Origin of the sequence: Patiriisocius sp. Uisw_047, from assembly GCF_047730165.1 — a bacterium.
Taxonomy (GTDB): Bacteria; Bacteroidota; Bacteroidia; order Flavobacteriales; family Flavobacteriaceae; genus Patiriisocius.
The window spans coordinates 1,698,378-1,711,926 of record NZ_CP159834.1 but is presented as its reverse complement, the minus strand read 5'-3'; the positions used below and the strand labels follow the sequence as shown (position 1 = coordinate 1,711,926).

Annotated in this window: 15 protein-coding genes; all 15 read right to left on the bottom strand. The window is 38.4% G+C overall.

Annotated features, from left to right (window positions below; all coding sequences use genetic code 11):
- Position 1: 1 nt before the first annotated feature.
- Positions 2-604, bottom strand: a complete 603-nt coding sequence (locus ABXT71_RS07630) for a hypothetical protein (protein ID WP_415370733.1) — start codon at positions 602-604, stop codon at positions 2-4.
- Positions 605-615: 11 nt separating this feature from the next.
- Positions 616-975, bottom strand: a complete 360-nt coding sequence (locus ABXT71_RS07625; protein ID WP_415370732.1) for an RNA polymerase sigma factor — start codon at positions 973-975, stop codon at positions 616-618.
- Positions 976-1,476: 501 nt separating this feature from the next.
- Entirely contained in the window at positions 1,477-2,715 is a 1,239-nt protein-coding gene (locus tag ABXT71_RS07620; RefSeq protein ID WP_415370731.1) for a glycosyltransferase, read from the bottom strand.
- Between the two features lie 19 nt (positions 2,716-2,734).
- On the bottom strand, positions 2,735-3,904 hold the full coding sequence (locus ABXT71_RS07615; protein WP_415370730.1) for a hypothetical protein: 1,170 nt from the start codon (positions 3,902-3,904) through the stop codon (positions 2,735-2,737).
- A 180-nt stretch (positions 3,905-4,084) separates the two neighbouring features.
- Entirely contained in the window at positions 4,085-5,389 is a 1,305-nt protein-coding gene (gene rimO, locus ABXT71_RS07610; protein WP_415370729.1) for a 30S ribosomal protein S12 methylthiotransferase RimO, read from the bottom strand.
- Between the two features lie 436 nt (positions 5,390-5,825).
- Positions 5,826-6,785 carry a signal recognition particle-docking protein FtsY gene (ftsY, locus tag ABXT71_RS07605; RefSeq protein ID WP_415370728.1) on the bottom strand — a complete coding sequence of 320 codons (960 nt, stop codon included), beginning with the start codon at positions 6,783-6,785 and terminating at the stop codon, positions 5,826-5,828.
- Between the two features lie 103 nt (positions 6,786-6,888).
- Entirely contained in the window at positions 6,889-7,041 is a 153-nt protein-coding gene (locus tag ABXT71_RS07600) for a DUF4295 domain-containing protein (RefSeq protein ID WP_415370727.1), read from the bottom strand.
- A 36-nt stretch (positions 7,042-7,077) separates the two neighbouring features.
- The gene (gene rpmG, locus ABXT71_RS07595; protein WP_415370726.1) at positions 7,078-7,260 is read right to left on the bottom strand and encodes a 50S ribosomal protein L33; all 183 of its coding nucleotides are present in this window, start codon (positions 7,258-7,260) and stop codon (positions 7,078-7,080) included.
- Between the two features lie 28 nt (positions 7,261-7,288).
- Positions 7,289-7,528 (bottom strand): 50S ribosomal protein L28, encoded by a 240-nt coding sequence (rpmB, locus tag ABXT71_RS07590; protein WP_415370725.1) that lies wholly within the window; start codon positions 7,526-7,528, stop codon positions 7,289-7,291.
- Between the two features lie 76 nt (positions 7,529-7,604).
- Positions 7,605-8,852 (bottom strand): competence/damage-inducible protein A, encoded by a 1,248-nt coding sequence (locus ABXT71_RS07585; protein ID WP_415370724.1) that lies wholly within the window; start codon positions 8,850-8,852, stop codon positions 7,605-7,607.
- A gap of 3 nt (positions 8,853-8,855) precedes the next feature.
- Positions 8,856-9,194, bottom strand: a complete 339-nt coding sequence (locus ABXT71_RS07580) for an Hpt domain-containing protein (protein ID WP_415370723.1) — start codon at positions 9,192-9,194, stop codon at positions 8,856-8,858.
- Positions 9,195-9,234: 40 nt separating this feature from the next.
- Complete coding sequence (locus ABXT71_RS07575; protein ID WP_415370722.1) at positions 9,235-9,846, bottom strand: fumarylacetoacetate hydrolase family protein; 612 nt, start codon at positions 9,844-9,846, stop codon at positions 9,235-9,237.
- Between the two features lie 35 nt (positions 9,847-9,881).
- Positions 9,882-10,655, bottom strand: a complete 774-nt coding sequence (locus ABXT71_RS07570) for an exonuclease domain-containing protein (RefSeq protein WP_415370721.1) — start codon at positions 10,653-10,655, stop codon at positions 9,882-9,884.
- A gap of 356 nt (positions 10,656-11,011) precedes the next feature.
- Positions 11,012-12,343: a dihydrolipoamide acetyltransferase family protein gene (locus ABXT71_RS07565; RefSeq protein WP_415370720.1), complete on the bottom strand. Its 1,332-nt coding sequence runs from the start codon at positions 12,341-12,343 to the stop codon at positions 11,012-11,014.
- Between the two features lie 74 nt (positions 12,344-12,417).
- Positions 12,418-13,548, bottom strand: coding sequence for a glycosyltransferase family 2 protein (locus ABXT71_RS07560; RefSeq protein WP_415370719.1), 1,131 nt, complete (start codon positions 13,546-13,548; stop codon positions 12,418-12,420).
- Position 13,549 lies beyond the last annotated feature (1 nt).

The window sequence follows — 13,549 nt, the reverse complement described above, 5'->3', positions numbered from 1 at the left end:
TTTAATCACACTCCACTTCGCTTATCATTCGTTCTGTAGCTTGCATTGACCGCTTGTACTTGCGATTGCCCCATATTACAAAGAGAATTACTGAGAGTAGCACTACTGCTATAAAAACATACATCCCCACACCAAAATCATCTCCAAAATCATCATTACCCATTAGCTTACTCGTCACAACCATCGATGTAAAAAAAACAAAGACACTGTAAGGAATTGCCAATCGCTGTAAGTTTAACAATCGTTTTTTTGATTTCTGAAATTTTAACAAAACGGCTTTATAACTTTCTGCAGACCACTTCAATGATTTTACCGTATGCAATGATTTTAATATAAAAACAGGCATTACAATTAAAGATAGCGCTAACAATATTGAAATTACCTTTAATAATAAGGTGTCCATTATGGATAAATTAAACAGGATTGTAAGCGCCATTGCAATGCAAATAAGCCCTCCGGTAAACTCGTAAAGCCAAAATATTTTAAATCTATTTTTATACTTCTGATTGGTAATTTCCATAATTTGTTTTTTATTTAATACTTCTAGTTTATCCACACGTTTACTCATCTCGTTCCATTGTGCTTGCAATTCTTCTAGTTCCATAGCGCGTATTTTTAGACAATTTCTTTTAATTTGCTCTTTATTCTGGACATTCTAGTGCCCACATTGTTTTCTGTAAATCCCGTTATAATACCTATCTCACTATAACTATTACCTTCAAGGAATAGGAACACGATTCCTTTTTCGATCACATTTAATTGACTAATCGCGCCCTGCAAACGCTGACTTTGCTCCTTTGACACAACATCTATTTCTTCTTCTAAATCAGGCAATGTTACTTTATGAATAATGTGTTGCTGCCGCTTTGATTTGTTTAAAAACCCTATCGCTGTATTCATTGCCACTCGATACATATAGGTGGTAATTTTTGCTTCACCCCTAAAGTTCTCAAATGATTTCCATAATTGTAGCACAATTTCTTGATACAGGTCTTCTTGGTCTTCTCAACTGTCTGTATAAATCCTGCTGGCCTTATATATGATGCCTTTGTGCGCTAAAATTAAATTTAAAAATACTTCGTTGTGTTGCATCGATTAGCTTTCTGTTCTATAAGTGCAGAGATTTGTAGAATTAGTACACATTTTAAAATAAAATTTGGAATGTAGTCATAAAAAAACCACCTTCCATAATACAGGAAGGTGGTTTCAATTTAAAAATTTTTTTCTACTTAAGCGTTATCTATCGGTTGATGCTGCTCGCGCTTGTCTGTCACTTGATAATTTATCTCACGGCCGTCTGCCTTATTTCCTTTTTTATTAATTGCGTTATCTTTTAAACTCGACTCGTTTGGGATGGCTCCTTCATTTTTCGTATCTATAGTTTTGTGTTTTTGTTCAATAATAATAATAATATAACATCAAAAATAAAAACTAGCCAAAACCTTAAGATAGATTAACCGTGGCTTGTTAAAGACTTCATAACGACTCTTGATTTTTAGACTCAATCCATTTACTCATGTATTTTGAAGCTTGCAGGGTATGATGTTGCAGTATTTGTCCAATAAAATTGTCATTTCGATGCATCACTACTGCTTCGGAAATGCCCTTTATTTTATCAAGAAGGTTTTTTGAATGTCCCTCAGCATTAAACCTTGAATCCAAAATCTCAAACCCAGTTTGCTGCGAAACGAGCCAATCTCTTTTTTCTGAATATAGTGTGACAGCACAATTAGTAAAACGAGCCACATCATCTTCAATCCCTCCTGCATCTTTTCCTGCACCATACATTCCTTCTGCGCCAATAGTTGTGGTAACAGCTGGAGTGCCATAAGACATCGCGTCTAAAAGCTTCCCTTTTAGCCCTGCACCAAAACGTATAGGCGCGAGGCATATCCTCGCAGCACACATCACCTCCTCAACAGAAGGCGCCCAACCTTTAATAAAAAACCCATTTCGCTCACTATGTAATTCTAAAATTTGTTGCGGCGCGTACGCGCCAAAAACACTTAATGTAGCTTCTGGTAATTGCTTGCGTATCGCTGGCCAGATTTCTTTATGCAGCCATTTTACGCTATCAACATTAGGCGCATGATAAAAGTTCCCAATGGCTATAAAACCATTTCGTTCTTCATACTCTGGAATTTTGCCTAACGTTCCTGCGAGTGATTTCGGGAGAAAAGGCAGGTATTGAAGTAGCCCTTCTGGAATATGAAATATATCAATTAATAATGCCATTTCTATTTCAGAAATAATAAGACTCAAATCTGATCTCAAAATACTGGCGAGCTCACGTTTTGCTGTATCTGTGTACAACTGTAGGTCGTTTAAGTTTCCGTGTTTCTTAAAAGAAACTTCTCTTGCCTTTCTTAAAAAATGAAGATCTTCTGTGTCTAGTACTCGTAGTGCATTGGGGCAATGTTCTGCCACGCGCCACCCAAATTGTTCTTCTGTAATATACCGATCAAACAGAACAATGGTTGGTTCTAGTTTGGCTATTAAGATATCAAAAGAGGGATGGTTGAGTTTTAAATTTTCAGAAGTAATCCCGAGGATATGAAGGTCTGCACTCTTATCTGAAGTACTTGCGGCACTCCCAAAAGTAACTTGGAATCCTTCCTTAATAAAAAGTTTTATCAACTGCATCATTCTTGATCCAGCAGCCGTGGTTGTTGGCTCTGGGAACGTGTGACCTATAATGAAGATTTTTTTACCCATAGCACGACACTAAAACAAATTAAAGCGCATCTACTGCCACCGTTTTAGTTTCTATTATGGAGGGTAGCCCTCTTTCTATAAGTGTATATGCAATTACTATGTTCTTATCATTTAATGCTAGTTTAGGGAAGCCGCTCGCCCTCGCAGTACTCGTTTTTGCAACAGTCATAACTTCTCCTTTTGATCCGTCCTTATCTACTTTGAGTAGCTGGATTAAAGTGTCATCTCCTATATCTTCTATCCAACTTACTACAGCCTCTGTGCTAGAAATCATCACTAAGTCTACGCGACCCATTGTAGGATTACTGTTTATATTAATAGGGATATCGAGTTCGTTTACGCCACCTTTCCCAAAAGCAAGTTGAACCTTAGGCTCTTCTTGAGCTGCAGAAAACCAAGCAACGACATATTCATTATTAAACGAGGATAAGGCAGGTCCATTTACCGGGCAGCCGGCAATTTTCCAATTATCATTTCCTACCGTGAAGGGCTCAGACCAACCAGTTGCTTCACTCCATTTCTTTATTTTAACATCTCTTATCTCATCGTCACTTCTACCTCTATAGGCTACGATAATTTGTTTGTCTTTAGTTACAGCCAAATCTGTCTGGCAACAATCACAAACACGATGATCCAATTCTTCTTCTCTACTAATGTCTCCGTTTTCTGAAACAATAGCCCCTCTCAAAGTCATAGCTCCTCCATCGCCACTATGGCCATCGTGACTCATTCCTGACGTGTTCCTGCCATCTAACCATACGGCATAAAAAGACTTCTGTCCATAGGGTTGTAAAGACACAAAACCGTGCTCGCTTTTTGTACCGTCATCGTGAAGAAAGATATTTCGTTTCCAGGAAATACTGTCTGACATAGAAGGGCGCATCAACGTCTGCATCAGGTTAAGCTTTATGTCATACGTATAGGCTCCAGAATCAGATTTCTGAAGTAAGTTAGTAAGCACGGTCCCATCATTTATAGCAATTGCAGGGAAATCTGCCCAGTTTACAAACCAGTCATTTCCGCTCGCTGCGGTTGTTGTCGTCTTCCAACTACCGTTTTTGTAGTGCGCAAATTTTAAAAAATCAGTGCTGTCTTTTGTGTTGAGCCAAGACATCCATAGTCCTTCTTGATTTGAAAAAAGATTGGGTGTTTGACTATGTAAAGCAGCTGGATTTTTAATAGTTTCCAAAGACTCTCGCTTCTCCTCTTGCTTTTTACAAGAAAAAAAAGCTATAAATAACAAACATAGAATGATACGCATAAGATCCAAATTTGAATTTAAAAGTACAAAATTGCTATCTTAATATGATGGCAGATTTCGACTTCTTTTTTAAGTACTGGTATCCTCCGCCTTTGTTATAAAAAAATCCTACTTCACCACTTCGGCATATAAATCAAAGTCTTCTGCTCCTGTGATTTTTACAGCAAAGAATTCTCCTGTTCTTAAGTATCCTTCTTCTGCATTAATCAACACCTCGTTATCAACGTCTGGGCTGTCAAATTCAGTACGACCTACATAGTAAGCGCCTTCTTTACGGTCAATAAGTACTCGGTACTCATTCCCTATTTTTTGTTGGTTTAATTCCCAAGAGATTTGAGATTGGATTTCCATTATCTCGTTGGCACGATCCATTTTCACTTCTTCAGGTACATCGTCTTCTAAGTTGTAAGCATGTGTATTTTCTTCGTGAGAATAGGTAAAACAACCTAATCTTTCAAAACGCATTTCACGCACCCAAGCTCTCAACGTTTCATAATCTTCTTGGGTTTCACCCGGATATCCTACAATCAACGTAGTTCTAATTGCCATATCTGGCACTGCTGCTCTAAAGTCTTGTAACAACTTAGTGGTCTTTGCTTTTGTAGTCCCTCGTCTCATCGACTTTAAAATAGGATCTGCAATATGCTGTAATGGAATATCTATATAGTTACAAATTTTAGGCTCTTTGCGCATTAAGTCAAGCACATCCATTGGAAAACCTGTAGGAAAAGCATAATGCAAACGTATCCATTCTATTCCCTCTACTTTTACCAAGTTTTCTAGTAACTCTGCAAGGTTTCTTTTCTTGTAGATATCGAGGCCGTAGTATGTTAAATCTTGCGCAATTAAAATGAGTTCTTTTACTCCTTTTGTCGCCAATTTTTCGGCTTCAATCACTAAATTTTCAATTGGTGTTGAACGGTGTTTTCCTCTCATAATGGGGATTGCACAAAACGAACAAGGTCTATCGCAGCCTTCGGCAATTTTTAAATATGCGTAATTCTTAGGCGTTGTTGTAAGACGTTCTCCTATTAATTCGTGCTTATAATCTGCTCCTAATGCTTTTAAAAGCCCAGGTAATTCTGTAGTCCCAAAATACTGATCCACATCTGGAATTTCTTTTTGAAGGTCTGGCTTATATCTTTCAGAAAGACAACCGGTAACAAATACCTTATCTACAAGTCCTTCTTTTTTCTTCTGAACAAATTCTAATATCGTATTGACACTCTCTTCTTTGGCATTTGCAATAAAGCCACAGGTATTTATCACGACCACATTTCCCTCCTCTTCGTGAACCACCTCTTTATTATTGGCTTTTAGCTGCCCCATCAACACTTCACTATCATAGACGTTCTTAGAACAACCTAAAGTGACTACGTTAATCTTATTTTTCTTGAGTGTTTTTGTTCTCATCTTACAAATTTACGTCCCGAAAAGTATCGGGATTAGTGGTGCTATTCAATATTAGTTAAGCGGGTGCAAAGGTACTAGAAATATCTAGCATTTAATGCTTTATTACGCAAATGGATTAAATTGAAAAGCAAGTAGCACTACTACAGAATGACCAACGAACATTCCAAGCATCGATACTGGTATTATCCAAAACTGGTCTTTTAAAATCTTTTGGCTCTTAACGTGTCTCCAGAAGAGATAAGTACCAAGGATCCTAAATGGTATTAATAGTAAATGTGCGAAGCTGACGTGAAAAAAAGCGACTCTGGAAAAAGCGGATTTCGGGCTAACAAAAATACCTTATAACCGAACTAATATTTGAAACACGCAATACAATAAGCAAAGCTCAGCAATCGCGTCTTTCCACCACACAGACAACTTAAACAATTTGGAAATTTTATTCCTTGAAAAAACTATCTACAAACTCAAACTTATTAAACACTTGAAGATCTTCGATACCCTCCCCTACTCCTATGTACTTCACAGGAATTTGAAACTGATCACTAATCCCTATCACAACACCACCTTTTGCGGTTCCATCTAGTTTAGTTACTGCTAGCGAGGTTACTTCTGTAGCTGCGGTAAATTGTTTTGCTTGCTCAAAGGCGTTCTGCCCAGTAGATCCATCAAGTACTAAAAGCACATCGTGTGGAGCGTCTGTAATCACTTTTTGCATTACCCGCTTTACTTTGGTGAGCTCATTCATTAAGTTCACTTTATTATGAAGTCTACCTGCGGTATCTATGATAATAACATCAGCATTCTGGTGTACGCCACTCTCTAGCGTATCAAAAGCAACACTTGCCGGATCACTGCCCATTTCTTGCCTTATCATTGGAACTCCAGTTCTATCTGCCCATACTTGTAGTTGGTCTATAGCAGCCGCTCTAAAAGTATCTGCCGCACCCAACACCACCTTGTATCCTGCATTTTTAAACTGATGTGCTAATTTACCAATAGTTGTTGTTTTACCCACACCATTCACTCCTACCACCATAATCACGTGTGGTCCCGTCGCATGTTTTGGAACAGAAAAAACACTTTCGTTACCGTTGTCAATTTCACTTAACAGACCTGCAATCTCTTCCCTCAGGATTAAATTGAGTTCACTAGTACCTACATATTTATCTTTAGCTACTCTTGCTTCGATGCGGTCTATAACCTTTAGCGTAGTCGTTACACCCACATCACTTGAAACTAAAATTTCTTCTAGGTCATCTAGCACGTCCTCATCCACCTTAGCCTTTCCGGCTACAGCCTTGTTGAGTTTATCAAAGAAAGTGGATTTAGATTTCTCTAAGCCCTTATCCAGGGTTTCCTTTTTTTCTTTGTTAAATATGTTTTTAAAAAAACTCATTATCGATATGTTAATTGTTCTTGCATGTTACTCGCAAAATGCAAAAATACGAAAAGCCACTCTTGTTTAAAAGTGGCTCAACTTAATATTATAAAAAGAACAATTATTTTTTGCTCATCCAGTCGCTTACTCTGTCTGGAGCCATAATTGATTCTGTAAAAACGTAAGCCCCAGTTTTTTGAGACTTCACCATTTTTATTGCTTTAGTAAGACGCTTAGATCCTGTTTGTAGCGATGCTACCGATTTCTTTGCCATAACACTTGTTTTTCATTCCGTTAGAACGGAACCTAATTACTTAATTTCTTTGTGAACCGTCATTTTCTTCAAGATTGGGTTAAATTTCTTTAACTCCATTCTATCTGGCGTATTCTTTTTGTTCTTTGTGGTGATGTAACGAGATGTTCCAGCCTGCCCTGAGTCTTTATGCTCAGTACATTCTAAAATTACCTGTACTCTGTTTCCTCTTCTAGCCATCTTACTATTCTATTAATGGTTGTTACAGTTACTTAGAAAGGATCCCGTTTGCACGAGCCTCTTTAATTACTGCAGAAATACCTTTTTTGTTAATATTTTTTAATGCTGAAGTAGACACCTTAAGGGTAATCCACTTGTCCTCTTCAGGAATGTAAAAACGCTTCTTCATCAAGTTTACATTAAACTTGCGCTTCGTTTTATTCATCGCGTGAGACACGTTGTTTCCAACCATTGCCTTCTTTCCAGTAAGTTCACAAACTCTTGACATTGCTGCAATTTTTTTAGTTATTTTTAAACAGGGTGCAAATTTAAGTAATATTATTGGTTTGAGCAACAAAAGAAATTCAGTTTTTTGATAATTCTTTTAGCAACATTTCTAGGGCTTTATTCTTAGCCTTGGCAATAACACGCTCGCGGTGATTTCCGAAGCTAAATTCTTCTGCCAACACCGCTCTAGAAGAGGCAATAGCAATACATACCGTCCCTACTTCTTTATCTGTATCTCCCAATGCAGGCCCCGCAACTCCCGTTGTAGCGATGGCATAATCTGTATCAAATAGTCTCCTGCTATTTTCTGCCATGGCGCTTGCAACTTCAACACTTACCACCGTATGTTTTTTAATTAAAGTCGCATCCACTTTTAACACACTGGTTTTAAGAGCAGTACTGTATGGAATTAGGCCTCCTTTAAAATAGGATGACGCCCCAGCGACTTCCGTAATCATTTGCGCAATGGCACCACCGGTGCAACTTTCTACTACACTTAATGTTTGCCCTTTGGTAATAAGCAATTCTGAAATACGCCCAACTAAACTTGTTTCATCTTCATAACCAATGACGATGTCCTTTAATATTTCAGCAAGAAGAAGCATTTGCTTGTTCACATCATCTTCTACACTAATCTTATCGCGCCCTGTAGCCGACAATCGTAGACGCACATTACCAAACGACGGCAAGTATGCTAGCTTTACATTTGCTATCAAAGCGTTTTCCCAATCTTCTATTCTATCCTGAATCTGGCTTTCGCCTTGCCCAATAGTCAATAAAGTTTTATGGTAGATGTGTGGCCGGTCAAATTTCACCAATACTCGGGGCAGCACCTCATCCTTCAACAAACCTTTCATCTCCTGCGGCACACCTGGCATCGAGACAAAAACAGTATTATCCTTTTCCATCCACATACCCGGAGCCGTACCACGAACGTTCATTAGAACGGTGGCTTTACTCGGGACCATAGCTTGCGTCAAGTTTGAAGGCAAAGGCTCTCGTTTAATGTACTCTTTAAAAATAGTATGGATATGCGCCAGAACCGCCTTGTTTTCTATAAGCGTATCCTCAAAATAATGCAGAAATGTAGCCTTTGTAATATCATCCTTAGTTGGACCTAAACCACCCGTTACAAGAACCAGATCAACTCGCTCATTTGCTTGAGCGAGCGCATCTAGAATATGGGCAGCTTCATCTTGCACAGAGGTTATCTGATAAACCTTAACACCCACCTTATTGAGTTCTTTAGCGATAAAAGCAGAATTGGTGTCCACTATCTGTCCAATTAAGATCTCATCTCCTATGGTAATAATTTCTGCAAGCATATCTTATGCGAAGTCTAATTTTATCTCACCAAAAACATGATTGAGTGCTGTATTTAATGACGCTATATTCTCTGCTACAGCGCTCCTATTTTTATTACCTCTTGTCCAACTCTCTATTACGGCAATATCTTTAAGGGCGCTTATCCCAAACATTTCTATATTGGGTTTCATTTTATGAGCAAACTGATATGCTAGCTCTTTATTATCATTAGCAACCGCTTCTGTTAAAGCTTTAAGATCTGGGGGGATCTCTTCTAAAAATGCCTGTGCTACAATAGCCATAAACTCGGTGTCTCCACCAGCTATTTCTTTTAAGCTTTCTAGGGAATAATGCTTATCCATTAGTTAAATGTTTAGTGGGGATTGTTGTTAGGTTGTTTTATTATTTCACCTTTATAGAGAATAATTTCTTGTCCTCTATAAAGCCTGTAAGAATATCATTAGATTGTATTCTTGCAACACCACTAGGCGTTCCTGTAAATATAATGTCTCCAATCTTTAAAGTAAAATATTTTGAAACATATTCGATTAAAGCATCAATATTCCACAGCATTAAGGAAGTATTTGCCTTTTGAACCACTTTTCCAGAATTTTCTAGTCTAAAATTGATGTTATCTAGGTCTTCAAATTCGCTTTTAGGTAAAAATTCACCAATAACGGCTGAGCCGTCAAAAGACTTTGCTTTCTCCCAAGGCAATCGTTTTGCCTTTAATTGTGTTTGAAGATCGCGGGCCGTAAAATCTATACCAAGCCCTATCTCATCGTAATACTTGTGGGCAAACTTGCGGTCTATGTGTTTTCCTAATTTATTAATCTTTACCAGAACCTCCACTTCATGATGTACATCATCTGAAAAATCTGGAATAAAGAACGGCTGCTTTTTTAATAAGATAGCCGTATCTGGCTTCATGAAAATTACAGGCTGTTCTGGTCGCTCACTATTTAATTCTGTTATGTGATCTGTATAATTTCTACCAATGCATATAATTTTCATATCGTTCGGGACCTGCCTGAAGGCAAACAGGAGATTTAAAGTTTATTATTAAGCTTACTTAATTTTATTCTAGTTAACACCTTCTTAGTGTATAAAGGAAAGTCTGCATTAAGCAGCCACCCAAAATAGCCTGGTTCTTTTTCCAGCACTACTTCTACTAGAGTTCCTTTATGTTTTCCGAAGGCAAAAGTTTCTTGTCCTTCTTTATTAACACCTATATACCCCGCGAAATCTGCAAACCTATTGTGCGCACTATATGTAGCTAGCGCAGTAACATCGTTTTCAAGATCTTCATAACGATCCAATTGCGCTTTTAACACCTCATAAGTTGCATTTGTATCTGCTGCAGCACTGTGAGCGTTTAATAACTCTTCATCACAATAAAACTTATATGCAGCTTCTAGTGTGCGCTTTTCTTTTTTGTGAAAAATAGTCTGCACGTCAACTGAGGCGGCTTTTTTAAGATCGTAATCTATTTCTGCTCTCAGTAATTCTTCTGCTAAAAGTGGGATATCAAAACGGTTAGAATTGTACCCGCCAAGATCGCAATCCTTTATTAAAGCAAAAACCTTGGGCGCAAGCTCTTTGAACGTAGGCTCGTTTGCCACCATCTCATCTGTGATCCCGTGAATGGCACTTGTCACTGCTGGAATAGGAATCGTGGGATTAACTTTCCAGACAAAACTCTCTTTGTTACCATTCGGAAACACTTTTAAAACAGCGATTTCGACTATTCTATCTTTGGCAATATTAATTCCTGTAGTTTCAAGATCAAAAAAACAGATGGGCTTTTTAAGTTGTAATTGCATTGCTTAAGTTTATGAGGCAAAGGTAACAATTACTCTTTTTGATTATCTATGAAGCCGAAATATTTACTCATTTTATTCATTCTTGCCTCAGGGTTCAACGCAGGAGTAAATAAACCCGCAGTATCATTTCAGAAATAATACAAGGAAAATAAATTGTCCCGTTTAGTGAAAACAACCAACACAACGCGCTTCCTAAAGAGCACAGACTGTCCGGTGTTTTTATTATAAGCGGTTCTGACGTGTGCGAAAAAGCATGCTGGGGTCTAAGCAACACTATTGCCCGTATTCCTTAATAAATAAGAATTTTCAATTAATTAGCACCAACTGTATAAGGGCATCACGAAATGGTAAGAAAATTAAATCTCACGATTCACATCCCACCCTTCCAGATAATCCGACACTGCTTTCACAAATTGCCCACCTAAAGCACCATTTACAACACGATGATCATAACTGTGAGATAAGAACATCTTGTAACGGATACCAATAAAATCTCCATCTGGAGTTTCTATAACCGCAGGAACTTTACGTATCGCACCTAATGCTAAAATACCAACTTGTGGCTGGTTAATGATAGGCGTTCCCATAATGCTGCCAAAGGTACCAACATTTGTAACCGTATAGGTTCCGCCTTGAATGTCATCAGGCTTTAATGCACCATTACGTGCACGACCAGCAAGATCATTTACGGCCTTACTCATCCCAACTAAATTTAGTTGGTCTGCATTCTTGATCACCGGCACTATTAAGTTTCCGTCTGGCAAGGCAGCTGCCATACCAAGATTAATGTTTTTTCGTTTTATAATGGTATCACCGTCTATGGCGATATTCATCATAGGGAAATCTTTTAAGGCTTTTGCCACGGCCTCCATAAATATAGGTGTAAACGTTAGGTTCTCTCCTTCACGTTTTGCAAAACCATCTTTTACTTTTTTACGCCAGTTCCATATGTTTGTAACATCTGCTTCAATAAATGACTGCACGTGTGCACTTGTCTGTACACTCGCAACCATATGATGCGCAATAAGCTTACCCATACGGGTCATCTCTATCACCTCATCGCCTCCATTTACAGAAACGGGAGCAGATTTTGCTGCTGGCACTTTTGCTGCGGGAGCGGCACTACTTGCTACTGCCTGTTTTGGCTGCGCAACCGCAGCTTCTTTCGCTCCGCCATTCTCAACGTACGCAAGGATATCATTTTTAGTAACACGGCCGTCTTTTCCTGTACCTGCAATGTTATCCAATTGCGACTGAGAAATTCCTTCTGCAGCAGCGATATTTTTTACTAAAGGAGAATAAAAACGATCCTCCGTATTTGTAATTGATGTTTGTGTAGCTTCTTTTGCAGCGCTCACTGTTTCTACAACAGCAGCAATGGCTTTAGCCGCAGGAGCAGCAGGCTCAACACTTGATGTTTCTGGAGCGCTAGATGCTGGCGCATCTCCTTCTGTCTCAATCACCGCTAGTGTTTCTCCTACTTGAACAACATCATCTGTATTAAAACGAATCTCTACAAGTATTCCGTCCACTTCACTAGGCACTTCGCTATCTACCTTATCTGTTGCAATCTCAAGGACTGCCTCATCTGCTTCAATGGTGTCGCCAACGCTTTTAAGCCAATTGGTTACGGTTGCTTCTGCAACGCTTTCTCCCATTTTAGGTAGTTTCAATTCAAATCTTGCCATAGCTATTATTAGGTGATATCGGGTTTTAACGATGCAAAATTAGTCAAAATAAATAGTTTAACAGATTCTATTTTCTAAAATTTCACAACACTTCCTTTACTGTCACTTTGATCACTCCCTAGTAGAAAATTACAACCTGGGGGTTTAATCTTAAATCGATTCCCTTTATTGCTCATCTGCTGCATAAAAGTAAAAATGCGCTGATACGATATATAGTCTGCATCAAAAATGATTTCTGTATTATGTAAAATGGTATCTTCTAGCACCGCAATAGCAGATGAAGACAGCTCATCATTATATATTGCTGAAAGTTTCTTCAATAATGAAAAGTCATTTGTAAAGACAATAGATTGTTCAATGTGGGTCCTTTGCCTTTTTGCCGAAGCACCTAGTAAAGGGTGTGCCGCTCTTGCAGCAAACACTCCCATTTTTACGAGTATCTTTTGCCAAGAAGTAAGCGATAATTGTTTTTCGTAAAAAATATGCATCGCACCATAGAAACGCTTGAGATACGTTTTATCTCTTACGGTACTCTCGCCTTTATAATGCAGCGCGGCAGTGCTACCTAAGTATCGGTTCTTAAACCCAGCTTTTTCTATTCTATAAGAGAAGTCAATATCTTCCCCATACATAAAGTAATCTTCATCAAAGCCACCCACGGTATTATAGACATCCCGTTTCAGTAGCATAAAAGCGCCTACTAATACCGCGACTTCTCCTTCTCCTTTTTCTGAAATATGACTCGCGTAATACCCATTCTTTTTATGACCCTTACCCATCATTTTTTTAAGTGCGACTCCCGGTGTAGGAAGGTTTCTCTTACTTTCTGGCAAATAGTCTCCCGTCCCATCCATAAGAAAAGTGCCCAATGCTCCCATATTAGGGTGTTGCTCAGCATAGGCAAGCACTTCTTTAAAACAGGTTTCTGTTACTGCGGTATCTGGGTTTAAGATGCAAACATATGCTCCTTTTGCAATTGCAACGGCTTGATTGTTGGCAGTAGCAAAACCTACATTTTCTTTATTCTCGATACACGTGATTTCGGGAAAGACTCGTCGCATCATCTCACAGCTATCATCTGGAGAATTATTATCTATCACTATAATCTCTGCGTCAATATTTTTAATAGATCGCTGTACACTAAGTATACATTGCTCTAGAAAGTAGCGCACATTATAATTAAGAATAATTACAGAAAGTTTCAAA

What these genes read in the sequence shown, in the direction of transcription:
- ABXT71_RS07630 (WP_415370733.1), bottom strand. Translation starts at nt 604, where the DNA reads ATGGAACTAGAAGAATTGCAAGCACAATGGAACGAGATGAGTAAACGT.
- ABXT71_RS07620 (WP_415370731.1), bottom strand. Translation starts at nt 2,715, where the DNA reads ATGGGTAAAAAAATCTTCATTATAGGTCACACGTTCCCAGAGCCAACA.
- rimO (WP_415370729.1), bottom strand. Translation starts at nt 5,389, where the DNA reads ATGAGAACAAAAACACTCAAGAAAAATAAGATTAACGTAGTCACTTTA.
- ftsY (WP_415370728.1), bottom strand. Translation starts at nt 6,785, where the DNA reads ATGAGTTTTTTTAAAAACATATTTAACAAAGAAAAAAAGGAAACCCTG.
- ABXT71_RS07600 (WP_415370727.1), bottom strand. Translation starts at nt 7,041, where the DNA reads ATGGCAAAGAAATCGGTAGCATCGCTACAAACAGGATCTAAGCGTCTT.
- rpmG (WP_415370726.1), bottom strand. Translation starts at nt 7,260, where the DNA reads ATGGCTAGAAGAGGAAACAGAGTACAGGTAATTTTAGAATGTACTGAG.
- rpmB (WP_415370725.1), bottom strand. Translation starts at nt 7,528, where the DNA reads ATGTCAAGAGTTTGTGAACTTACTGGAAAGAAGGCAATGGTTGGAAAC.
- ABXT71_RS07585 (WP_415370724.1), bottom strand. Translation starts at nt 8,852, where the DNA reads ATGCTTGCAGAAATTATTACCATAGGAGATGAGATCTTAATTGGACAG.
- ABXT71_RS07580 (WP_415370723.1), bottom strand. Translation starts at nt 9,194, where the DNA reads ATGGATAAGCATTATTCCCTAGAAAGCTTAAAAGAAATAGCTGGTGGA.
- ABXT71_RS07575 (WP_415370722.1), bottom strand. Translation starts at nt 9,846, where the DNA reads ATGAAAATTATATGCATTGGTAGAAATTATACAGATCACATAACAGAA.
- ABXT71_RS07570 (WP_415370721.1), bottom strand. Translation starts at nt 10,655, where the DNA reads ATGCAATTACAACTTAAAAAGCCCATCTGTTTTTTTGATCTTGAAACT.
- ABXT71_RS07565 (WP_415370720.1), bottom strand. Translation starts at nt 12,343, where the DNA reads ATGGCAAGATTTGAATTGAAACTACCTAAAATGGGAGAAAGCGTTGCA.